27 protein-coding genes are annotated in these 20234 nt (G+C 55.9%); 15 read left to right on the forward strand and 12 right to left on the reverse strand.

Annotation, left to right across the window (positions count from 1 at the left end):
* Positions 1-219: 219 nt before the first annotated feature.
* Entirely contained in the window at positions 220-1656 is a 1437-nt protein-coding gene (locus VEI50_16000) for a hypothetical protein (protein HXX76635.1), read from the forward strand.
* On the opposite strand, the gene VEI50_16005 is transcribed toward VEI50_16000, so the two are convergent.
* Entirely contained in the window at positions 1610-2458 is an 849-nt protein-coding gene (locus VEI50_16005; GenBank protein ID HXX76636.1) for a lytic transglycosylase domain-containing protein, read from the reverse strand. The two genes, VEI50_16000 and VEI50_16005, sit on opposite strands and share 47 nt — an antisense overlap.
* Before the next feature lie 94 nt (positions 2459-2552).
* On the opposite strand from VEI50_16005, the gene VEI50_16010 reads away from it, so the two are divergent.
* The 3 genes from VEI50_16010 to VEI50_16020 all read left to right on the forward strand — a co-directional run bounded on the left by VEI50_16010 (position 2553) and on the right by VEI50_16020 (position 4854).
* Positions 2553-2816 carry a hypothetical protein gene (locus VEI50_16010; protein HXX76637.1) on the forward strand — a complete coding sequence of 88 codons (264 nt, stop codon included), beginning with the start codon at positions 2553-2555 and terminating at the stop codon, positions 2814-2816.
* Positions 2817-2949: 133 nt separating this feature from the next.
* On the forward strand, positions 2950-4317 hold the full coding sequence (locus tag VEI50_16015) for a patatin-like phospholipase family protein (protein ID HXX76638.1): 1368 nt from the start codon (positions 2950-2952) through the stop codon (positions 4315-4317).
* A gap of 72 nt (positions 4318-4389) precedes the next feature.
* Positions 4390-4854, forward strand: coding sequence for a DUF302 domain-containing protein (locus tag VEI50_16020; protein HXX76639.1), 465 nt, complete (start codon positions 4390-4392; stop codon positions 4852-4854).
* Between the two features lie 22 nt (positions 4855-4876).
* Here VEI50_16020 and VEI50_16025 read toward each other — a convergent pair whose 3' ends face one another.
* A complete protein-coding gene (locus VEI50_16025) occupies positions 4877-5362 on the reverse strand; it encodes a GNAT family N-acetyltransferase (protein HXX76640.1) in 486 nt (161 codons plus the stop codon).
* Between the two features lie 197 nt (positions 5363-5559).
* Between VEI50_16025 and VEI50_16030 the strand changes: the two genes are divergently transcribed.
* Positions 5560-5862: a hypothetical protein gene (locus VEI50_16030; protein ID HXX76641.1), complete on the forward strand. Its 303-nt coding sequence runs from the start codon at positions 5560-5562 to the stop codon at positions 5860-5862.
* A gap of 124 nt (positions 5863-5986) precedes the next feature.
* Positions 5987-6628, forward strand: coding sequence for a YqgE/AlgH family protein (locus VEI50_16035; GenBank protein HXX76642.1), 642 nt, complete (start codon positions 5987-5989; stop codon positions 6626-6628).
* 111 nt (positions 6629-6739) lie between these two features.
* Here VEI50_16035 and VEI50_16040 read toward each other — a convergent pair whose 3' ends face one another.
* A complete protein-coding gene (locus VEI50_16040; protein HXX76643.1) occupies positions 6740-7309 on the reverse strand; it encodes an OmpA family protein in 570 nt (189 codons plus the stop codon).
* A gap of 814 nt (positions 7310-8123) precedes the next feature.
* Between VEI50_16040 and VEI50_16045 the strand changes: the two genes are divergently transcribed.
* Complete coding sequence (locus VEI50_16045; GenBank protein ID HXX76644.1) at positions 8124-8546, forward strand: hypothetical protein; 423 nt, start codon at positions 8124-8126, stop codon at positions 8544-8546.
* A 280-nt stretch (positions 8547-8826) separates the two neighbouring features.
* On the forward strand, positions 8827-9240 hold the full coding sequence (locus tag VEI50_16050) for a hypothetical protein (protein HXX76645.1): 414 nt from the start codon (positions 8827-8829) through the stop codon (positions 9238-9240).
* A gap of 36 nt (positions 9241-9276) precedes the next feature.
* Here VEI50_16050 and VEI50_16055 read toward each other — a convergent pair whose 3' ends face one another.
* Positions 9277-10068 (reverse strand): hypothetical protein, encoded by a 792-nt coding sequence (locus VEI50_16055; protein ID HXX76646.1) that lies wholly within the window; start codon positions 10066-10068, stop codon positions 9277-9279.
* A gap of 545 nt (positions 10069-10613) precedes the next feature.
* Here VEI50_16055 and VEI50_16060 point away from each other — a divergent pair.
* A complete protein-coding gene (locus VEI50_16060; GenBank protein HXX76647.1) occupies positions 10614-10997 on the forward strand; it encodes a hypothetical protein in 384 nt (127 codons plus the stop codon).
* A 198-nt stretch (positions 10998-11195) separates the two neighbouring features.
* Entirely contained in the window at positions 11196-11687 is a 492-nt protein-coding gene (locus VEI50_16065; protein HXX76648.1) for a hypothetical protein, read from the forward strand.
* A gap of 27 nt (positions 11688-11714) precedes the next feature.
* On the opposite strand, the gene VEI50_16070 is transcribed toward VEI50_16065, so the two are convergent.
* Both VEI50_16070 and VEI50_16075 read right to left on the reverse strand, forming a co-directional pair.
* Positions 11715-12272 carry a DUF4136 domain-containing protein gene (locus VEI50_16070; GenBank protein ID HXX76649.1) on the reverse strand — a complete coding sequence of 186 codons (558 nt, stop codon included), beginning with the start codon at positions 12270-12272 and terminating at the stop codon, positions 11715-11717.
* 33 nt (positions 12273-12305) lie between these two features.
* Positions 12306-12809 (reverse strand): DUF4136 domain-containing protein, encoded by a 504-nt coding sequence (locus tag VEI50_16075; GenBank protein ID HXX76650.1) that lies wholly within the window; start codon positions 12807-12809, stop codon positions 12306-12308.
* Between the two features lie 252 nt (positions 12810-13061).
* On the opposite strand from VEI50_16075, the gene VEI50_16080 reads away from it, so the two are divergent.
* Positions 13062-13382, forward strand: a complete 321-nt coding sequence (locus VEI50_16080; protein ID HXX76651.1) for a hypothetical protein — start codon at positions 13062-13064, stop codon at positions 13380-13382.
* A 105-nt stretch (positions 13383-13487) separates the two neighbouring features.
* On the opposite strand, the gene VEI50_16085 is transcribed toward VEI50_16080, so the two are convergent.
* The 4 genes from VEI50_16085 to VEI50_16100 all read right to left on the reverse strand — a co-directional run bounded on the left by VEI50_16085 (position 13488) and on the right by VEI50_16100 (position 15681).
* The gene (locus tag VEI50_16085; protein ID HXX76652.1) at positions 13488-13814 is read right to left on the reverse strand and encodes a PilZ domain-containing protein; all 327 of its coding nucleotides are present in this window, start codon (positions 13812-13814) and stop codon (positions 13488-13490) included.
* A gap of 437 nt (positions 13815-14251) precedes the next feature.
* Positions 14252-14728 carry a hypothetical protein gene (locus VEI50_16090; GenBank protein HXX76653.1) on the reverse strand — a complete coding sequence of 159 codons (477 nt, stop codon included), beginning with the start codon at positions 14726-14728 and terminating at the stop codon, positions 14252-14254.
* Positions 14729-14750: 22 nt separating this feature from the next.
* The gene (locus VEI50_16095; GenBank protein ID HXX76654.1) at positions 14751-15257 is read right to left on the reverse strand and encodes an FKBP-type peptidyl-prolyl cis-trans isomerase; all 507 of its coding nucleotides are present in this window, start codon (positions 15255-15257) and stop codon (positions 14751-14753) included.
* Between the two features lie 97 nt (positions 15258-15354).
* Positions 15355-15681, reverse strand: coding sequence for a hypothetical protein (locus VEI50_16100; protein ID HXX76655.1), 327 nt, complete (start codon positions 15679-15681; stop codon positions 15355-15357).
* Between the two features lie 461 nt (positions 15682-16142).
* On the opposite strand from VEI50_16100, the gene VEI50_16105 reads away from it, so the two are divergent.
* A complete protein-coding gene (locus VEI50_16105; GenBank protein HXX76656.1) occupies positions 16143-16670 on the forward strand; it encodes a hypothetical protein in 528 nt (175 codons plus the stop codon).
* A 380-nt stretch (positions 16671-17050) separates the two neighbouring features.
* Here VEI50_16105 and VEI50_16110 read toward each other — a convergent pair whose 3' ends face one another.
* Positions 17051-17500, reverse strand: coding sequence for an acyloxyacyl hydrolase (locus VEI50_16110; protein HXX76657.1), 450 nt, complete (start codon positions 17498-17500; stop codon positions 17051-17053).
* Between the two features lie 524 nt (positions 17501-18024).
* Between VEI50_16110 and VEI50_16115 the strand changes: the two genes are divergently transcribed.
* On the forward strand, positions 18025-18654 hold the full coding sequence (locus VEI50_16115; GenBank protein ID HXX76658.1) for a DUF429 domain-containing protein: 630 nt from the start codon (positions 18025-18027) through the stop codon (positions 18652-18654).
* A 119-nt stretch (positions 18655-18773) separates the two neighbouring features.
* Here VEI50_16115 and VEI50_16120 read toward each other — a convergent pair whose 3' ends face one another.
* Positions 18774-19016, reverse strand: coding sequence for a hypothetical protein (locus VEI50_16120; protein HXX76659.1), 243 nt, complete (start codon positions 19014-19016; stop codon positions 18774-18776).
* Positions 19017-19189: 173 nt separating this feature from the next.
* Here VEI50_16120 and VEI50_16125 point away from each other — a divergent pair, with 173 nt between their 5' ends.
* Both VEI50_16125 and VEI50_16130 read left to right on the forward strand, forming a co-directional pair.
* Positions 19190-19780, forward strand: coding sequence for a DNA-3-methyladenine glycosylase I (locus VEI50_16125; GenBank protein HXX76660.1), 591 nt, complete (start codon positions 19190-19192; stop codon positions 19778-19780).
* Between the two features lie 60 nt (positions 19781-19840).
* Complete coding sequence (locus VEI50_16130) at positions 19841-20191, forward strand: hypothetical protein (GenBank protein ID HXX76661.1); 351 nt, start codon at positions 19841-19843, stop codon at positions 20189-20191.
* Positions 20192-20234 lie beyond the last annotated feature (43 nt).

Raw genomic sequence — 20234 nt, forward strand, 5'->3', positions numbered from 1 at the left:
GGCCCTTGCTCAGGGCGACTTCGGCTTCACGCAATTTGGCGAGGATCTGTTCGACGGTGTGACGGAAACGTGGCATATGGCCCTCCTTTTGGCCCGACCCTAACATACAGGGTGGACCGGATTAAGGGGGCTAGGTCACTAGAACCTGGCCACGAGAACGGTTCAGAGAGCCTTGTCTCAATGCCTCTCGGAAGGCAGTGCAGTCAGGAGTAGTGGGCCATGCGCATCGTCACAGACATTGGCGAAGGAGCTAATCATCAGGTACCTGTTGGGACATTGGACCGTCTAGCTCAACGGGTGTTCGTTATCTTACTGCTGGTGTACGGGTCCTCGTGCGCGCAGCCACAGCTCATTGAAGACTCTAAACTTAACCAACACAAAATCCACGATATCGTGAGCAGGGCCAGTTATGCCTCGGGATTATCTGTAGACCACCCGCTGTCGGTCAAATTGGTCGATCGAACCGAGCTACAGGAGATTCTCCACGAAAGCGCGAACGCCACGATACGATCCGATGTCTCAGCAGCGAGGCAAGATGGGCAGAATGCGATGGGGTTTCCTCAAGGGAGCCAGAAGGCCGAAGGGCACGTGGCCATCTTGTCGCGGACAGCTGGAGGACTCTATGTCCCGCGGACGCAAACTCTTTATATTCTCAGTGAGCACACGCGTTCCGCTAAAGGTAACATCCAGCTCAAATCACTCGGCACACTCGCTGATGACACTACGCTGGCTCATGAGGCTATCCATGCACTCCAGCACATTCACTATCCCGAGATTTTTGAGCTATCTGAGACAGTATGGCAGCAGCAGGCGGACGCCGCTATCGCACTTCAAGCGGCCATCGAGGGGGATGCCGGCCTCTGGTCGGCGCAGTCATTGGGGTTCCTCGCCAGGGCACGGGATCCGGAAGAGGTCCTTGATGCAGCTCGGGCGAATGACCTGGGGGCACTGAGTGATGCACCACCCCTCCTTCGTGAGCGGATTGCATTTCCCTACACCTACGGCTATCGGTTCGCGTACCACGAAGGCAAAAAAGGATTGGTACCTCCGCCGGCGTCGACCGAGCAGATTATTCACGTCAAGGATGGCGGGAGGCGCCCATTTCTGGCGATCGATCTATCCGATTTTGGTTCGTTGCTTGAGACGAAGGGATGTCGGATTCTTTTTCAAGATACGATGGGTGAGCTCATGCTCTCTCTGTGGCTTCGTAGCCTTCATTCGACCACCGACCAAAATGTATGGGAGGGGTGGGATGGAGACCGTTGGATTGCAGCTGACTGCGATAATTCGCGAGAAGTCGCCTGGCTGACCAGCTGGGACACGGAACAGGACGCGAAAGAATTCGAGAGTTTGTTTGCTGTTATCGCGACGGATTTCCAGCGCCGTGCCGATCTGAAATCAGTCTTGGCATCCAAACGGGACGGACAGGAAGTCATAGTCGCGAGCGGAGGCCTCTGGCCAGAGATTGGCGACCTGAGACGGCTCGCCAAACGGGCACGAGTCACGACCCGCGCGGAACTCGCGGCGCATTTTACGAAAGCCAAGAAAGAAACCGATTTGTCGGCACAAGGACCCCTCACGATCAACGAAGCTGTTCGAACGGGAGCCGCTAACTCGCAGATGCCAGGCGAGCGAACTGGTGCTTCATCCCGTTAACCCGTGCGAGGTAGGTGCCGACGTCGTGATCGCCGCAGCGCTGATGGAATGTGAGCCGGAACCCACGGCTGGCATAGGCATTGCCGGCTGAGGCACCACAGAGATGGATCAGCGCGGCGAGATCCTGCTTCCGCTTCAACGTCGCAGGTGCAAGCCGCCGGTGCGTCAGTGCGGATGTCACCTGTCGATCGAGCAAGGCGGCAGTCAATTCGATCGCGTGGCTTGGCAGGATGCGCGTGTAGAGGCTGTTGAACCAACACGAGTGCAGGTCGTGCCAGGGTCCATCCTCGACGACCACGTGATTGTGAATGCAGTAGCGCTTCCCCTCTTGAAAGGTTCCAGCGGTGATCTGGTACATACCGACCGCACTCGATGCCGGTTGGTACAGCTCCAAGGGATTCCACGTCAGACGCCACCGCCAGTACGTCCTCGCCACAGGATTACCACCGCCCTCAACCTGAGCCAATGCGGCGAGCAATTCAGGCGTAATGACCGACGTCGAGTGCTCGCGAAAGAGCGGTCCATACTGTCGCCAGATCTCACGCGGGCTCTTGTCGAGCGTGTCGTCGAATGGGAAGAAGACTTCGGTCGGCTTGTTGACCGTCTGGAACAGCCAGTTCACCGTAAGCCAGACGAACAGCAGGATGACTCCGCCAGCTATAAGTCGGACCGCCGGCGGGTGTCTGGCCATCGTGTTTCTGACCGCACGCGCCCACAGCCGAATGAAACGCAGGACAAACTTGAGATTGATATGATGCTTGCGCCGTCTTCGGGGAGCGCGCGAGTGTGACCAGGATACCATTCTCTAACTATAACCGAAAACAACCGGCCTCTTTGTCCGTCCTGAAAAACTCAGATATCATTACTTTAACTGTCAATGGGTCCAGTATTTGGGAATGGGTGGCTACTATCATCTTGTCGATACGATTATTTTATCCGAGCCCAATGTCGTCTTTGAACTGAACGGCAAGTTCTTCCGCAAGCGTTCCGAGCTATTCTCAACACACCGCATGATCACGACGATGGGCGATCGGTTAGCGGAGGCGCAACAGGGATTCATTCCCCGGAGCATCATGCAATTCTCCACCGACCTGACGCTCGGCAAACGCACCGTGCCCCCGCTCTCCATGCCGTCGGCAGTTCCGACCGGAGCAAATTAACGGGTCGAGCACACCAGTGCTACTGCTCCGATCGTTGCCACGTCGAAATACACGTATTCCCTAAACGACACACGTAATCTCTCTTGCGTGTGTTCTTCCCGCCTCCTACAATTGGCTCTGCTGAGAGGCGTCAATGTCGTCACACCTCCCGCACCAGTCGAAGAAAATAATTCACCGCCCAATGTTTCACGGCGAGAAACTGCGCGCCAGCATAGGGCTTCTCTGTTTGCTCGTGGCGATCGGAAGCTGTCAGATTCTACCAGGGCACTGGCGACCGGGATGGAATCAACCGTGGCCTCCTAACACGCCGGTGCCCGAAACGGCCGGCTCATGGAAGCTGACCGATCTCGAGACAAAGGATGGTCGGTTCATCGCCCTCGCTATCTCAGGCGGCGGGAGTCGAGCGGCCAACTTCGGCGCCGCCGTCATGCTGGAACTCCAGCAACGGGGGCTGCTGGATCAAGTCGATGTCATCTCGGGTGTCTCCGGTGGCACACTTCCGGCTGTGTATTATGGACTCGGGGACAAGGCCGGGGCCTTTACGGAGCCGGCGGTGCGCGAGGCGTTGGGCTACGATTTTCAGACCAGTTGGATTCGCCGGTGGTTCCTGCCGCAGAACATCTTTCGCTATTGGCTGTCCGACTTCACCCGGTCGGATATTATGGTCCAGGTCTTCAACAATCAGCTCTACCACAAAGCCGCCTTTAGAGACCTTCGGTCTCATCCCAAGATCCTGCTCAATGCGACCGTCCATAATGATCACACGCGCTTCACCTTCACGGACGAACGCTTCGCAGCGCTCCATTCGGTGCTCGCCACCTATCACGTCGCCAATGCGGTGAATGCGTCATCCGCGTTTCCCGGTGCGTTCCAGGATGTCACCCTGGAGTGGTATGACCAGCACCCGCCCCAGTATGTGCATCTGTATGACGGCGGTCCGATCGATAATCTCGGCGTCCAGGCCATCCTCGAATACATGAATCGGAACATTTTGGGCACCTCGCTCGATCGTCTGTTTCCCGATGGATGTGTGATGTTCGTCATTGATGCGACGCCGGCGAGCGAGCATCCTGATCTCAACACGGAAGAGTCCAGTCGTAAAACTATTGACTATTTAGTCGACACGAACGCGCTGGACGCGATGGACGCCATGTTGATGGAATCGCGCCGAACCCTGCTCGCGCGAATGGGGATTCCAGTCGAAAAACAGGACCAGGAGATGCGGGGCCGGCTACCCGTGAACGATCCCCATCAATGCGGCTGCGAAGTGCGCCATGTTTCACTCCGGCATCTGATGTATGCGGGGGAACCAGACGATACAGAATTGGCCGAGCGCGTGACGCGGATCAGGACGAAGTTTTGGATTGGCGAGGAGGAACAGAATGATCTTTTTCAAGCCGCGAAGCTGATGATGAAGCTGCTCGACGACAAGCATCTGCTCTCGGACGCGTCGATTAAGATCCCGTGCGAGAGTGGAACAACACAGAAACCTCCTGCCTGACAAATCCTCTGTGATGTGACGCATCTATCTCCTTCGAGCGGCTTACCAGCGTTGCAGGAAAGGGAGTGGCCAATGAAATTCCTACAAGAACTGCTGAAAGGCGTCCTGTGTATGAGCATGACAATCGCGTCCCTTCCCGCAGTGTCAGCTCAAGCGGGCGAAATGCTGGTGACGAAACCGAGCCATTATTCAGTTCCCGAGACAATCGACCGGATCGAGAAGGCGGTCACGGCGAAGGGGATGCGTATCTTTGCCCGGATTGACCATGGCGGGGAAGCAAAGAAAGTGGGATTAGAGATGAAGCCCACCGAGCTACTCATTTTCGGCAACCCGAAGGGAGGCACACCTCTCATGGTGGCCAAGCCAACGGCTGCGATTGACCTCCCCATGAAAGCCCTGGCGTGGGAGGACAAGGACGGCAACGTGTGGCTCACCTATAACTCGCCCGAACTACTGCGGCAGCGACACGGCGTGCCGGCGGAACTCCTATCCAAACTCGATTCCGTGGGCGCACTGCTCGAACAGGCAGCGGAGTAGGGTTCCGATAAGTCAAAGTTGATTAGATCGGAGATGGTATCGCTGACTTCGTCGCCTCGCGATATTTGGTGAAGCAGATGAGGTCCAGATGGTGGTAGTGGTTGGGCAGCATGGTTTCCGCCTTGTAGCCCAGACTCAAGAAAAACTGAATGTTCCTGGCCGTCCGCAGCATGGTGCAGGCATAGAACTTATGGGCATCGGTGGTGACCCGTTCAATTTCCCTCACCAACCCCTTTCCCACGCCATGCTTCTGGTGGGCTGGACTCACCGAGAGCAACCGGATCACGCATACACCAGCGACCGTCCAAAAGCGCACTGACCCAACAATCACTCCCTCTACCTCAGCGACGAGGATACGTTTGTCCTTGGCATCGTTCCTCAGACTGTCGAGTGTCTCCGTGGTCCAGGCGCTTACCTCGTAGACGGTGGAGTATTCGCCAAAGGCAGCCTGCTGTACCTGTAGCAGGGGTGCGAAATCAGCTTCCGTCGCTGGTCTGATACGAATCATTGAGAGCGGCTCCTGGCTGGTGGCCGTCACCTCGCGATCGAGAAGATAGCAGAGCCTGGCCCCTTCTTCCATCTGCCGCGGGCACGTCAGTCTGGACCGAAGCAGGATTGAAAAAGTAGAATAGCTTCCTCTCGTTCCTTTAAGCAGGAGGGAGCGTCGTTCCAGTCAGGCAAGCGTTCAAATCGAGGAGAACCACCATGAAAATGCTCACGCTGATCTGCAGGGAGGGAATTGAGGATGAGACCCGGGCGATGTTGAGTGAATTAAACATCACGGGATATACCGTCATTTCTGGCGTGTTAGGCAGCGGCATCACCGGAACGGTGACGGGGAAAGCCTGGACTGATCGAAACACGTTATACCTGATAGCATTAGATGATGCCCACATGGCCAAACTCGTGGACGCCGTGCGAGAACTGCATACCAGGCTGGTTCAAGAAAACGACGGCCACGAGGTCCGATTCAAAGCCTTCGTCCAGCCCTGTGAAATGATCGTGTAATCATCTGGCGGCGAAATCCCTGCTTCGCGCAAATGGCGAAGGGCTACTGCAATGGAGTGAAAAGGGAGACGCAGCGAAAGTGCGTGAGTCGGGAAGGACCTGTCTACTGCGTCAGTCTGAACTCTTGAACAAGCCTCGACCTGTCGCTGTAACAAAGGTCATCGCGAGTGCCCTGCTTGGGGGACTCCTGGCCGTCCTGCACGCGGGACCGACGTTGGCGGACGGGGAATTTGCGCCGTCCTCCGTCGCCAAGGGTGTGCTCCTCGTGGCCAGCCCTTCACTGGCTGATCCGAACTTCCGCCAATCCGTCCTGCTCATCTTGGAGCACGGTCCTGAAGGAACACTCGGACTTATTCTGAATCGGTCTACGAACGTCCTCTTATCCGATGCCTTGCCGGACCTTACCGTACTAAAGGGGACCAGCTACCGACTATTTGCTGGTGGGCCAGTCGAACCAACCCGTCTTCTTCTGCTGTCCCGACTCAAGGAACCTTCGGCAGACGTGCGATCGGTGTTCGACGGGGTCTATGTGGGCGGCACACCCGACGTTCTGGAGCGCATCATTACGCAAGCAAAACCGACCGAAGCGTTCCGGGCGTTTGCCGGATACGCCGGCTGGGCTCCGGGACAGCTGGCTTATGAGATGCTCGAGGGTTCATGGGCAGTCCTGCCGCCGGATTCGTTCAACATCTTCGACAAGGATCCAGCCACGCTCTGGCCGGACAGCATCAGCCGTCTCCAGGCACCCAGGGTCATCTCGAATTAGGGGTAGCTCGGGTGGGTAGCGTGGCTTATCCCCCGCGCTCGCCATCCGCGTGGACGCAAGCAAGGACAGATCGATACAGGGCTTGATGTACTGGAGAAGTCGGCAGACTGCCTACTCTTTGACGTCGAAGTGCACGCTTCTGTTCTTCTGATGGCATTCGCCATTCTGTTGGAAACAGAGGGGACGGTCCTTCCCATAGCTCGTCGTCTTGAGCGTAAGCGGAATGCCTAAATCCTGAAGATATGCCTTTACGTTCTTGGCCCGACGTTCTCCCAACACCAGATTGTACGCGGCCGTTCCCACTTCGTCTCCGCGGCCTTCCAGAAGCAACCGCGTGACACCTTCCTCCTGAAGCCGCTTGGCATTCGCCTCCAGGACTGGCAGCGCATCTTTTCGGAGAGTAGCTTGATCAAAATCAAAGAGCACATCCGTCAACGACCCTTTGGGCAGTCCGGTTTCATTGCGAGCGGTCAAATCCGCGCGACGGGTCTTTGAACGTGCGGTATAGACGCCGAGGTCTACAGGAGGAATATCCTTGATCGCCGGTTCGTCGATCAGTTCCTCATCATCAGCCAGCAGCTCATCTCCGGTTCCAGACCCAAAAAGGCTTGCACACCCCTGACCCAGCAGGCACGCAACGGCCAACATCCCCATGACAGTGAAGTGCGGTGTCTTTCGCATTGTGCCCTCCCTCTACACAGTGTGAGGCTAGCTCAATCCTCACTGAAAGGCGACCGTTTTGACGTTTTTCCACGCGAGTCATTCCGGGCAACGTCGAAGATCTGCTCAAGCAAAGATCCTGATGATATGTGTCGTTGCGGAAGCAGACTATCTTCATCATGTAAGAGACGCCGCACCGGGCGTGGTCTTTGCGTGTTCCAAGGGCCGGTTATCCTCAGCAAGAACCCGTAGCTGTGGATAGCTATTTGGATACCTCGGAATATTGCTAGCTCGTGCAGCACCAGGGGGCTTGCAGGTGGCTGAAATCTGAAAAGTCAATAGTCAAATGTGCCGTAATTCTATAGAGCAATCCAGCGACCCCAAGATATAGGGGCAATCGCTCGCCAAACCCAATGCTTAATAATTAGGCAATTCGCTCGCTGAGCCGCCGCTTCTGGTCATTAAAGGCCTGAACGGGAGTTTGTTCACAGAGTTATCCACAGAGACTGTGACTAGGCAATTCTCACGCCATGAGGATTCGAACTGCCGTAAAAATGTGTGTAGTCGTCACCAATGCCGCTTGTCACACGGGGGAGAAGTCCACGTGAAAATGTCCAGGCGGTGAAATTGAAACGGCGCCATGAACCGTTTCAACCGTAAGAACGCGGCGAGAAAAGAGTGTCGGAAAACATTTCGTTTCGACCGGGCGCGGGGGCCATTTCGTTTTTACCGCAGTGCACTTTTCGGTTGTTCTCTCCGTCTGCTTGACACTTTTCCGCTACCAGCTTAGCCTTTCACGAATCTCTCGCACCGCATCCTAACCAGGAGGTTTGCCGTGGGGAAGATCAACTGGGGGAAAGTGCTGCTTGGAGGTCTCGTCGCTGGAGTTATCATCGACGTGGTTGAGGGGATTCTGGAAGGAGTGATCCTGGGACCGGAATGGCGACAAGCGATGCAGGCCTTAGGGCACCCGCTCCAAGAAACTGGTGGAAAAATGGCGCTGCATGTCTTGCTGGGACTCGCCTATGGACTTTCAGCGGTGTGTCTGTACGCAGCGATTCGACCTCGTTTCGGTGCCGGCCCGAAGACTGCCTTCTACGCGGGAGCTGGTGTGTGGGTGCTCGGCAATCTTCTTCCTTCCGTGAATTGGGGGCCGCGGGGACTTGTGCCAGGCCATTTGATTGCAATCGCCGTTGCCGTTGGGCTCGTAGAGATCGTCGCGGCTACTGAAGCGGGAGCCTGGTTTTACCGGGAGTAAAGAGTTGGATTGAGGAACCGGGGCTTCTCCTCATTGAATCGAGAACTGGAAACAGTGCCAGAAACCGTTCCACCTCGTCTCTGGACAGCCTTGATTCGATCTTAGCCTGGTTGCATTCCTCGTGAAGGCCGCCTAGGCTATAAGTGATTCATTCCACCACATCATTACGAGGCTGCAAGGTACGTCGCCGTGATGATGACTTCACACTTACTTTGCTTCAGCGCGAAATATGTTCTACCGGAGAATACCCGCGCTGTGCGGGCGGGTAGAGGAGGGTCTGATGGCCGATGTGATTCGAACTGCCCACTATTTCAAGGTGACCATTGCGGATAAGTCAGGGACATTAGCTCACATGTTGGGCCCACTCCACGACGCCGGCGTGAACCTGCTGGCGGTACATGCGTTTCCCAGGAATCGTCGCACCCAAGTGGATGTGGTGCCAGAAGATTCTCCTGCCTTCACGGGTATTGCGAAATCATTGAAGTGGAAGATGCAGGGCCCGAAAGTGTGTTTCTTGGTGGAGGGTGATGATCGGCCCGGAGCGCTGGTGGATCTGACCGGCCAACTTGCTTCAGCCAAAATCAACCTGACCGCCGTGACCGCTGTGACGTCCGGTCAGGGACGCTTTGGCGCCATCCTGTGGGTCAAGACGAAGGAGGTCAAAAAGGCCGCCAAAGTATTGGGCACTGGCTAGACCGGTGCCGTGTCATGAATCGTGAACGGCGCATTTTCAGGAATTCTGCAGCACGAGGCGACGAACTGTTACCACACCGAGTAAATACAGCAGAGCAAACGGGCTGGTGAATATCAGAACGAGTGGAAACAGATTGCTGCCGGCGAACAGGGCATATGCTGTATAGATCAGCACGCCGACCATCGGCACAACAGGCACAGCCGCCGCAAGGCGCCAGCCGTCGCGATACCGCCGAAGCAGGGTAATCTGGACAATGACATAACCGGGCACGGCCCATGGCAGCAGAAAGACCAAGTGTTCCCACCAGGAAGTCGGACGGTTCATGTAAGCGTTATATTCGGCTTTATGGCGCCCCTCGTTCTCAACCCGAAAGTGTGCGACCCACGAAGCCGGAAGACGCGAGTTCGGCTGCTTGATGCCAGTCCATGTCAATTCGACGGGAAGCTCTGCCTGTGCTACCCGCGTGCCTTTGTCTTCAGCCCTGACGACGATTTTATCGACTCGTGCGGGTTCGGTGTAGGCCACCCACACATTCGTCTCTCCGTTGCCCGGTTCGTAAAGCGGCGATCCACTGTTGATCGAAGGTACGCGCTGGTGTCCAAAGAAGGCGTCGACATAGATTCGAATCGCCCGATCCGTCTCGTAGCCGATGTGCAGATGAAACTCCTCCCAGTGTCCTAATGTCGAAGGCGTCGGTGGATCGGTCTCGATCACCTGAATCCGCACCTCTCCAGCCGCAGGCTGATGGATCAGTAAGAGAAGCAGGAATGGAATGACCCATTTCAGACTGGCGACAGTCCGGTATCGGTGGGTTGATTGAAGGAACATAAGACCAACTGAAGCAAAACCACAAGCAGACGTCTAGCTAAAATTGTGAAACGACCTCTGACCCAAAGAAGTGATTCAGTTCCAAGGCCCTGCCAAGAATCTTGGTCCATAATGATCTTGGCGCCTGAGGCGTTCTATTCATAATTTTCCGAAACAAAACATAAGTGCGGTTGCAAGCAATATATAGGAGACAATCGTTGACCAATACAGCCACGGCTCCTCATCACGTCCAAACATGCGTCCCCAGTAACGATATCGGCCGTAAATTTGCCTAGCCTTGACGCCGTAAATCACGTAACTAAGCAATAGAATGCCAAGTAATTTGAATATGCCACAGCTCATTGGTGTATCAATTAATATTTTACCGCGGCAATTTTAATAGGGAATAGAAAAAGGGGTTGAGATTCTTCATGGGATCGTCTCGCCACACGCAGCTGTTGGTCTTCTGAAGTACAACCATTCCGTCATGCCTTCATGCGGCTTGACGCTGTGACCCTTCGCACATTAGCATTCCGCTTGCTTCGGGATCTTTGGGGGTACCGGCTTTGTTCAGACTCAGACCATTTCTCGTGTTCGCCCTCGCGCTTGTTACGGTCGTCCGTTCATCTTTGCCTGTCCAGGGGCTGCAGGAGGATGCCAAATTCGTCGCGATCGAGGAGAACGGCGCAAAAATGTGGCGGGGTGGCGGGACGATTAATCTGAAGGCGCAGGGTATCAGGCCGCTCACGTTCAAGGTGATCAATACACTGACCACAGAGCACGGGTTCACGATTGATTCGATGAAGGTGAAAGAAGTGATTCAACCCGGCGAGGAAAAGAACATTGACGTTCCGCTCGCGGATATTGACAGGACCGTTTCGGCTCACCGCGCATACTGCCATCTCCATCCCAAGCACGTCGCCGCCGCGTTTGTGGTAACGATGAAATAAGTCTCGTCAGGAATGGACCAAGGCCCAGGCTGAGGGAGAGCTCTTTCAGCCGCACGGTGACCGCCTCGTCCGCTCGTGGTGTCCGAAATACACGCATTTCTCCCACTCCTCGGATGAGCGCTTCCCATATTGATTTTTGAGGTCCCTTGTTTTAGCGTACCGACGGTTTCCTGCAACGTCGTCTCGGAGTACTGGATCATGGGCTCCGAAAACTCCGACAAGGGTAACCCGACGATACAAATTCTTGTGGCTGTCCTCGGACTGGTCGGTGTCCTGGGTGGGGCACTGATCGCCAATTGGGACAAGGTGTTTCCTCGCGCGGAGCCTCAGATGGCTCCCGCTCCTGCCAAGACGGATGCTCCCAAGCCTTCCCCTTCAGATACACCGCGCCGGAGTCCAGCAACCGCTCCTCCAGCCGTGCGAAGCGTGAATATCAGTGGCGTGTGGCGCGATGTGAACGTGGGAACCGTCTATCAGGTTTCTCAGGACGGCCAGTCATTCCGCTTCTCCGGCACCCATCCGACTTTCGAGTCATCCGGTGTCGGTACGATCCGTGGACACACTCTGGAAAGCTCGTATCAGACGCGCTATCGGCAGGGCGGGATTTCAACAGGAAATTGTGCCGGGGAGCTCTCTCTCGATGCCAAACAGATCGTCTCCCGATGCCTGGATTCAGCGACCGGCCAATAGATTTCCCTCGTCGTCCGGTAACGCGAATTACTTGGGCGGGAAATGGGACAACATCTCATGAACGATGGTTCTGATCCGCTCGTCCCGTTCTTCGGACGTGAGTCCCGGGTCAACTTCGCCGGCCGCGGTGCCACGCCAGGCCAGTTTGTTCGAAGCCGCGTCGATAATATCGATCAGTAAAGTGCCGGTCGTATAGGGTTGGGGCTCACCGCCCGTTGGCGCACCGCTTGACGACCGAGTTGTCAGGCGCGGAGCGTGCTCGTCGGAAAAATGCTGTGTGACATCCGCGACCATATCTTTCACGCCGACATGGTAGGCCACATAGAAATCCGGCTTTTTATCACCAGACGTCGTATAGCCCTTTAAGCGCAGTTGCGCTCCGATGACGGTTCGGAGGCGAATATTGACCTGCGAGTTGTCCACACGCCTGTCACCGGTCTTCTCTTGTTCGCCCGGCATCCATGTGTAGGTGTGATAGCCGCTGAAATTTGCGCTAGGGTCGTAGTCGTACCCGATCTTCGGTGATGCACAGGCTGCCGCAGCCGCCATCAGCAGGAATGCGCATACTGATTGCTTCCATATCATCTTGAACTCCTGAGACTCGCTTTCCCAGGCGAGTTACTTGGGTGGGAAGTGAGCGAGCATGGCTTGGACGACGCCGTTGATGCGTACGTCTCGCTCCTCGGGCGTCATGCCAGGATCAATTTCCGCCAATGCGGAAGCTTGCCAGACCACCTTTTTTGATGCGGCATCGATGATGTCGATGAGGAGCGCGCCTTCTTTGTACGGCTGTACGTCCCGAACTGTAGTGACCGTGCCGTACGCCCGATCGCCGATGTAATTCCGCGCGGTGGTTTCCTTCATCATATCCTTTACTCCCACATGATAGGCCACATAGAAGTCCGGAGTACCATCGGCGGGCGCTGTATAGCCTTTTGAGTTGAAGTGTGCGCTTATGGTTGTTCGAATGCGGGTATCGACAAGCGAATTGTCCAGGCGTTTGTCGCCGGTCGCCTCCTGTGTGCCCGGCACCCATGCATAGGTATGGTAGGTGCTGAAATTCGTGCTGAGATCATAGTCGTATCCGACTTTCGGTGACGCACAGGCGACGGCCGAGGCCATCAAGAGAAAGGAGCATAGGAGGTGTTTCCATCTCATCGCAGTATGTTGGCGGGCGATACTAGCAGAACGAAGGGCGCAAGAGAAGATGCCGTCCCACCGGCATTATCTTATCGGGCTGGAAGATAGTGAGGATATCGGGTAGTGTTTTCGTCCGCCCGCGCGCTCAATTCTCACGGCAACCGTGGCGGCGATGACTGCCCGATTGACAGAGAGCCATGGCCCCAGTAGGCTAACGATATGAGAGGGTTTTCCATGTGGGTTCTTCTCACGTTCTTCCTCGTGTTTGCAGCCGTGACTCAAACGGAAGCCATAGAAGGCTCCCAGTCGAACGCAGCCACTGAGGTCAAGGGTGATGTGCTGTACTGGGACGCTGATGAACTGGTTATAAAAGAGATGTCTGGTCGTGAGGCACGTCTGCGCGTGACCGCTGAGACAAAAATCGACGGAGCCTCGGGACGCTTGAAGACCGGAGACAAGATCGCTGCACAGGTCACGTCCGAGGGGCGTGCCCTCTCCATCACGTTGCAGATTCCGGACAGCGGAGTCGCTCCCACCCAACCTGGCTCACGCTAACCAGTCGTACGCCGACGCCTAAAAGAAATGAATGAATGCGATCTGATGTGGGCGCTCGACCGCGCCTTGTTCGGTGTGTTGCTGGGCCTTGTTGCCTGGAGGGGGTTAGCTGTGCCCGACTTTGGTTTCGAGCCGTTGAAGGGTGTGGTCCAACCGTTCTTGATGGGGAGAAGTGATCGACTGGAACTCGATGCCGATCCCCTGTGTGCTGCACCAGCGGACGACGGCATGTTCGATCAGGATCGGAATTACCTCCCCCGGAACATAGAGAAGAAGATCCACTTTCATACCTGCGATGGCCCGAAGGGAACTTTCAAGCCGACATCCTTTGCGTGAGAGATCCAGCGATTTCGTAATCCGATGGAGGTGGTTCTGGTAACCAAGGGTGCCGGAAAAGGATGCTGGGAATCGAGGATGTTGTCGCACGACCATAATGGCACCTCTTCTGCGGTCTTCCCGCGGGTCGCACTATTACTCTAATGATTGGGTTATGCAGAGGTGATGCCAATCTGACGCGTGGATGACCGTCTTTTCGCTCGTGATTCTGCATACTTGAATCTGAGTTGGTGAGACAGACCTGTCCATTCGTGATCACCGGTGAAGGTGATCGAGAACGCCGGCGCGATGTTGGGAAAGTCACTCCTTTTCGCCGCCTGCACGGACTGATTGGGTTGGCAGGCTAAACTCGGGAGCGACGCAAGGCCCTAATTCTTTCTACATCCCGGGTCATTACCCGGCAGCTCGGCGATTTTTTGATCCTCGAGCGGCACCGGCGCACAGCCGTGACCCTTTTCGCGGGCGAAGTCGAAGTTGGACGCCGGCTGATGACAACTGAAACACTTCACGCCCTGGCCAGCTGGTTCCACGCTTCATTTCTTCGCCGTTCCAGCCGTCCCTGAAGCATGCTGAACTGGTCGAGGGGTCGACCCATCCTCAGCCTTGCCGAGAAAGTGGACCGGTTCTTCGCCCCTCAAATGGGCTGGTCGCAGGATGTAAGTCCCATAAACGCTGGTAGTCCAGATGTTCTCTGCGGTTGTTGAGTTTCCCCCGGAAAACGCGTATCCCAAACCACCGACGACGCTGCCCGCGATCGCAAACGCGCTTTTGGCGGCACAATAGGGGATCGTGAGCAGCCAACTGGCTACTTGTATCCCTGTATCGTCTGAACCGTCCGTCCCAGCCACCTGATCGCTGGCCAGGGTTGATCCTGGTGGGATCATATTCAAGCCCATGACGATCACGATAAGAATGGCGGCAACGGATCTGCTCCATTTTCCGATGCGATGCGTCTGAGGGACAATCAGATATTTGAGAAGACTGCTTCCTTCAACATGTTGGTCGTTCATCACGCACCTCCTGTGTAGACTCTCATGAGGGATCATCGACTCGCAAAATCTTAATCTTCACTATGACGGTTTTCCCCGCCAGCGGATGATTGTAATCCACCACTGCAGAAGTGGTTGATAACCGGATTACCGTCGCCTGATGACCGGCGCGATCCTGAAGGACGTCTCCCTCTTTAATTTCGGCAGGCAAGTCTCTCCTTGGGACGATTTTCTCTTTCTGCACGTCATACAGACCGAAGCCTTCCTCGGGAGATAATTCCACTTTCTTCTCGTCTCCGGTTTTCATGCCCCCGACCTGTCGTTCCAACGCCGGCAGCAGTTGGTGTTGTCCTTGAACGAAACGACCAAAGTCTCGGACTTCGAAGCCTCGTTCACCGGGAACAGTGATCTGATAAAAGAACATGACGCTTGAGCCCTCGGCGATCCGGTGAGACTCTGCGGCGAAGTTCGGCTGAGCGATCAGCCCGAATCCTGTCAGCACAGTCAGCATTGCGGCTAGGGTACTTGTCTTCCAAGGGCCATTCTTCATAACTCCCTCCATCAGAATTCTTCGGTGGCTGTCTCCGGACGGCGGTGTGATGCCTGGTTGGTGCTGCAGGCAATCCACCATTGTCTCGTCTCTTGTGTCATGGTTTGAGATCATCCCGGGATTGGATGTGTTCGGACCGAGGTTCCTGAGACAGTTTGGTGATCTTGACAATCCGCTCGCTCAGGTCGATTTCGATACTGACGTGATCACCCTTGGCCACCGGTTCCTTGGTCAAGAGGTTCGGATCTGCTACCGGCAAAATCCAGGTTTGCCCGTCTCTGGTTTGGAGCGTAATGGTCCGCTGGACCTGATCAACGCCGACGACGGCGCCGGCGAAGGTCGTCGCGGCGTCGCTGGTGAGTGCCGTCGCGCCCATGACGCAGAGCAGACAGATGGTCGTAATGGCGACCTTTGTCGTTTTCATCGTTGTACCTCCAATTCAGAACACGGTGGTTATCTGTGCACGAAACATCCCAACGGCCTTCTTGTTTGCCATTCATCCAAATGTTTCGAGGTGTGCCTTGGCCGATGAAAGCGCAATTCGTTTGCCAAATGTGCGTGAGGCAAAAAACGGTAAGTATTGCCGAGGGTTTGAGAGGCTGGCCTATCTGGGAGGAATTACGGCTCAGCGGGCATCTCGTCCCTGGTTTCGATAACGGCTCAACTAAATGGCTTGAATTTCTGCAGGGATGTGGATTCTGACATTCTGTCTTGTTCGGATAATTTTTCCCATTCCGGAGTGAGGGGCGTTTTTCGGAAGTACCGGAAATATCACAGGATTGAATTTGGTACTGATTATGCCCTTTAGCTTGGTGTGCTGGAAAAATCGGTCGGCCTCAGTGGAGACAGTGTCTGGTGAACCCGAGATAATGCCTGGTGAACTGTATGTCGCTGCTCGGATTGATCATGGGTCTACTCCTCTATGGATGTGTTAGTTTCGATGTTGATATCGGGGAGTCCACACAGGTAAGCGGATTGTCGAATACGCAATTCGAGGATGAAGGAGAAAAGAACCTTGCCGCGATTCGCGCCATGCTCATTGAGGAACACCAACGGGTCTCGGTGGCACCCGACTCGGACAACAAGCGGAGCCCTGAACCGGAGGCACGTCCATGGCCGCCCGATTGGCTAGCGTCGTATTTCGAGCCGCAGCGCTCGTCCTTGAATAAGTCAGACCTCACCCCTGCCTACATCCCACCTTTCTTGCCCTCACTTTCCAAGCGTCGGACGGTTCTTCCGGACTCTAGGGCAAAGATACCCAGGGTGATGGCGCCACCCTCTCGTGGCGTTGAAAGCGACTCGGGACCTCGTGTTCCCCCGTATACGTCATCTGCGCCGATTGAGTCCGCCTATCCCGGATCGAGCCGGTGCGTCCCGGATATGATCGGTGGGCAACGGTGCCAAGCCGACTAAGACGTTGTAGATTTCGAGGTGAGGAATTTTTAAGGCCAGCCTAATTCCCGGCTAATGCTGACTGGTTATGCTCAAGTCAGCCATTGGAGCTTAACCATGAATCCTCTGGGAATGCGGGTCTACTTGACAGCGATGGCCATGTTCGTTTCGTCCCTTTTCGCGCGATCCAGTGCAACTCGCTCTCGAGCGCGGCACAAGGCTCCTCCCTAATCAGTCAAATCGTCTCTTTGCCCGCATGGAAATTGGAACAGCGTCGGAAACCTGTGCAGCCTGAACACCCAATGCCGCCTCGCCGGCCGCACGCCGGTTCGAGGAGACGAACCTTCGACATTTAAAAAGTTCGGAAGTCTATCACCGAAGAGCGAGCAGCAGAGACGGGATCAGAATCGGTAGTTGATCTCAACAATATGCATGTCCACGCCAAGGCTGGTTGGACCGTATACGCCGGCATCGGAAAAATGCTGGAACCGGTATCCGGCAAAAAACCCAGGAAATAGGTTGAAACCGATGCCGGCTTTACCCACGATCTGCGCGGGACCACCAAAGTTCTGCGCGCCATATTTGTAGTTGCTAAAGAATGCGGCACCACCTTCAACGTCAATGGAAACCATTTCGTCCGGACTGCTCAATGCCAGGCATGGCACCAGGGTTACCATGAGGCCGGTGTCTCCCGCTGCTGCAAGTTCCCCGGCCGAGGTCAGCAATCTCATGTCAAGTCTCATGCGGGTGACCCTCTCCTGCCAACCCCACGGAAGCCCAAACAGCGCCGCAACGTCATACTGCTGAAACTCTTCCTTCTGATCCTTCCCAATGGGAGATTTGCCACTCACGCCCAACCGAGGGCCTATCCCCGGATCAAGGTGATAGGCCTTGATTGCTCCTCGCGGAATGGGAACTCGCGGGGTGCGTCGAGTTGTGGACTCGACCCGATGATCACCATGGGTTCCGCGAAACTGGACGAAGCAGATAAGAGAGCAAGCACGAGGCTCAGGGCCAGGGAACAGACAAGCGGACGAGTTATTACGCTCATCCAGCGACCTGTCTGCCGCCGGCGGTTGGCAATACGTGGCTTGAGGCTCGTGGAATGCGATGACTCTGGAGGGCCATGACGATCTGACCGCAATGCTAATGAGACGTGAGAGAGCACGTGCATTAGAGCATCGAGCGTGCCGCGTCCTTAGGTCACGAGTTCTTGCGGGATTTCTTCAACAGAAGGGGCACTTGCACATGGCTGCATCAAGCACTTCGCGTCCCGTTGGGCTCGCGATTGATCAAAAAAGTCCGAATCGAGGGAGAAACTCCATCAGCATCCATTGCCGTCTCTGCTAGAATCACCCCTCTCACAAGGAGCCTTATGGCACGCCGGACACCGCCGGTCATTGTCGGGATCGATCTCGCCGGTTCTCCGCGCAGGCCGACGGGGCTGTGCCTGTTGGAAGGCTGCACTGCCGCCGCCCGCATCGCGTTTACCGACGACGACATTCTCGACGCAGTTCGGCGCGCAAGACCCGATCTTGTGCCCATTGACGCTCCGCTGAGCTTGCCCAAGGGGCGGCGCACCATCCACGACCGCTCAGGCGAGCATTTGCGGGACTGCGATCGTGAACTCCTCCGGCTAGGGATCAGATTTTTTCCCATCACGCTCGGTCCGATGCGGATGCTGACTGCGCGCGGACTTGGGCTCAAACGCAAGCTTTGTGCGATGGGCTACCGCACCGTCGAGTGCTACCCGGGAGCCGCGCAAGATGTGTGGGGGCTTCCTCGTCAACACCGGAACTTGCACGGGCTCCTCACGGGACTCAGGAAACTGGGGATACGAGGGTTGAGAAGGACGGCTACCGGAGATGAACTGGACGCTGCGACGGCCGCACTTGTTGGCCGGTGGTTTTTGTTAGGTCAGGGAACGATGCTTGGTGGAGAACATGGAATTCTGATCCCGGCCATGGCGGACACCACGCGGAAGCGGGAGATGAGAACAGACTGACTCTTTCACACTTGCCTGCGCCGGGCTCATTTCAGAAACCGATCGGGCACGGGACGGAGATCTTTCTCCAGGTCCAGAGTCGGTCCACTCGAGGAAACTCCGGGATCACTCACCGGATTCTAGCCAAGATCTCTATCGAGGCTTTTTAGAATCTCGTCGGGGCTCTTTGTACCGGCAAAGTCACGAAGGACCGTCGGGTCCGCTGGTACACTCGGCCCTCCCGGCGCCCCGACGGTCGGAGCTGTTCCAGGACGGTCATTGACTCGAAAATCACCGCTCGGGCCCACTTGGCTCTGTTGCGCATGAGCGGGGATGCTGGCGAATGTCAAACTGCTGAGGAGCAGAAGTGTGAGCCATCTCATCGTGTCCTCCATCGTGTCGAGGCGGGAGACATGTAAAGTCAGGTTAATGTATCACGCTGGTGAACCCGGATATAGACGAGCATCTGGAGTTCCTCGACGCGCACCATAGTTGCCCGATTTCCTCTACTCTTCTAGAATCCGGCTGGCTTCTGGGTCGAACGATTGCCGTTAATATGGCCAAGACCAGCACGTCGTTTTCCGACACCAAGCCCCGCTGTCGATGGGTCGGGGGGAAACCGCACTTCATCCGTTATCATGACCAGGAGTGGGGTGTACCGGTCCACTCCGATCGAAAACATTTCGAGATGTTGCTGCTTGAAGGGGCCCAGGCAGGGTTGACGTGGGAGACGATTCTGCTCCGGCGTGCGGGGTACCGCAAGGCCTTCGCGCAATTTGATCCTGTGAAGGTGTCACGGTTTGGGGCAACGAAAAAAGCGTCGCTTCTCAAGAACCCTGGGATCATTCGCAATCGATTGAAGATCGAGTCGGCCGTCATCAATGCGCGGGCGTTTCTCGCCGTGCAGCGGGAATTCGGGTCGTTTGATCGCTATGTCTGGCCGTTTATCGGCGGGAAACAAAAGATCAATCGGTGGAGAAGCCAGTCACAGGTGCCTGCTACAAGCAGGGAAAGTGACGCGCTTTCCAAAGACCTTACGAAGCGCGGTTTTCGTTTTGTCGGGAGCACCATCATCTATGCCTATATGCAGGCCACCGGGATGGTGAACGATCATACGTTGGATTGTTTTTTGCGCCAGCGCGCCTGATGCGTCGTGCTTGGCGAGCTATTCCCGATCGCGTTCGACATTGGTTGCAAAGGAGGACTGATGGGCTGGTGGATGATGGTGACGGGCATGGTCCTGCTGGTGGCCGATGGATCGGGGGTCGCGGCGGGAACTAACCCTGCTCACCAGAAGCTAGCTGCCATGTCAGAAGTCGATCGAAGCGAGGTGTTGGCCATCTTTGTGGAGGGCAGCGGGCAGCCATGCCGGACCGTCGCGCGTACGTTCTTTCAAGGTCTCGATTCAATCGGGAATGCCATCTGGAACGTCGAATGTGAGGGAGGTCAGTCCTATGTGGTCGAGATCAAGAACGACGCTAAAGGGTCGACCCTGGTCATCAATTGTCGAACCCTATATGCGGCGGGCGGCGGCAGATGTTTCAAGCGGTTGGAATAGACTCTTCATTCTTGCTCTTACCCTGATCCTCGGAGCAATGGAG

The organism is Nitrospiraceae bacterium (genome assembly GCA_035623075.1).
In the GTDB taxonomy this organism is placed as follows: Bacteria; Nitrospirota; Nitrospiria; order Nitrospirales; family Nitrospiraceae; genus DASPUC01.

Excerpts from the sequence above, each read along its gene's own strand:
- VEI50_16125 (HXX76660.1), top strand. The coding sequence starts at position 19,190 with ATGGCCAAGACCAGCACGTCGTTTTCCGACACCAAGCCCCGCTGTCGA.
- VEI50_16070 (HXX76649.1), bottom strand. The coding sequence starts at position 12,272 with ATGATATGGAAGCAATCAGTATGCGCATTCCTGCTGATGGCGGCTGCG.
- VEI50_16100 (HXX76655.1), bottom strand. The coding sequence starts at position 15,681 with ATGAAAACGACAAAGGTCGCCATTACGACCATCTGTCTGCTCTGCGTC.
- VEI50_16115 (HXX76658.1), top strand. The coding sequence starts at position 18,025 with ATGGCACGCCGGACACCGCCGGTCATTGTCGGGATCGATCTCGCCGGT.
- VEI50_16090 (HXX76653.1), bottom strand. The coding sequence starts at position 14,728 with ATGAACGACCAACATGTTGAAGGAAGCAGTCTTCTCAAATATCTGATT.
- VEI50_16130 (HXX76661.1), top strand. The coding sequence starts at position 19,841 with ATGGGCTGGTGGATGATGGTGACGGGCATGGTCCTGCTGGTGGCCGAT.
- VEI50_16000 (HXX76635.1), top strand. The coding sequence starts at position 220 with ATGCGCATCGTCACAGACATTGGCGAAGGAGCTAATCATCAGGTACCT.
- VEI50_16055 (HXX76646.1), bottom strand. The coding sequence starts at position 10,068 with ATGTTCCTTCAATCAACCCACCGATACCGGACTGTCGCCAGTCTGAAA.
- VEI50_16010 (HXX76637.1), top strand. The coding sequence starts at position 2,553 with ATGGGTGGCTACTATCATCTTGTCGATACGATTATTTTATCCGAGCCC.
- VEI50_16015 (HXX76638.1), top strand. The coding sequence starts at position 2,950 with ATGTCGTCACACCTCCCGCACCAGTCGAAGAAAATAATTCACCGCCCA.
- VEI50_16040 (HXX76643.1), bottom strand. The coding sequence starts at position 7,309 with ATGCGAAAGACACCGCACTTCACTGTCATGGGGATGTTGGCCGTTGCG.
- VEI50_16120 (HXX76659.1), bottom strand. The coding sequence starts at position 19,016 with ATGAGATGGCTCACACTTCTGCTCCTCAGCAGTTTGACATTCGCCAGC.
- VEI50_16085 (HXX76652.1), bottom strand. The coding sequence starts at position 13,814 with ATGGTCGTGCGACAACATCCTCGATTCCCAGCATCCTTTTCCGGCACC.
- VEI50_16005 (HXX76636.1), bottom strand. The coding sequence starts at position 2,458 with ATGGTATCCTGGTCACACTCGCGCGCTCCCCGAAGACGGCGCAAGCAT.
- VEI50_16030 (HXX76641.1), top strand. The coding sequence starts at position 5,560 with ATGAAAATGCTCACGCTGATCTGCAGGGAGGGAATTGAGGATGAGACC.
- VEI50_16025 (HXX76640.1), bottom strand. The coding sequence starts at position 5,362 with ATGATTCGTATCAGACCAGCGACGGAAGCTGATTTCGCACCCCTGCTA.
- VEI50_16075 (HXX76650.1), bottom strand. The coding sequence starts at position 12,809 with ATGGCCTCGGCCGTCGCCTGTGCGTCACCGAAAGTCGGATACGACTAT.
- VEI50_16095 (HXX76654.1), bottom strand. The coding sequence starts at position 15,257 with ATGAAGAATGGCCCTTGGAAGACAAGTACCCTAGCCGCAATGCTGACT.
- VEI50_16065 (HXX76648.1), top strand. The coding sequence starts at position 11,196 with ATGGGCTCCGAAAACTCCGACAAGGGTAACCCGACGATACAAATTCTT.
- VEI50_16050 (HXX76645.1), top strand. The coding sequence starts at position 8,827 with ATGGCCGATGTGATTCGAACTGCCCACTATTTCAAGGTGACCATTGCG.
- VEI50_16105 (HXX76656.1), top strand. The coding sequence starts at position 16,143 with ATGTCGCTGCTCGGATTGATCATGGGTCTACTCCTCTATGGATGTGTT.
- VEI50_16020 (HXX76639.1), top strand. The coding sequence starts at position 4,390 with ATGAAATTCCTACAAGAACTGCTGAAAGGCGTCCTGTGTATGAGCATG.
- VEI50_16080 (HXX76651.1), top strand. The coding sequence starts at position 13,062 with ATGTGGGTTCTTCTCACGTTCTTCCTCGTGTTTGCAGCCGTGACTCAA.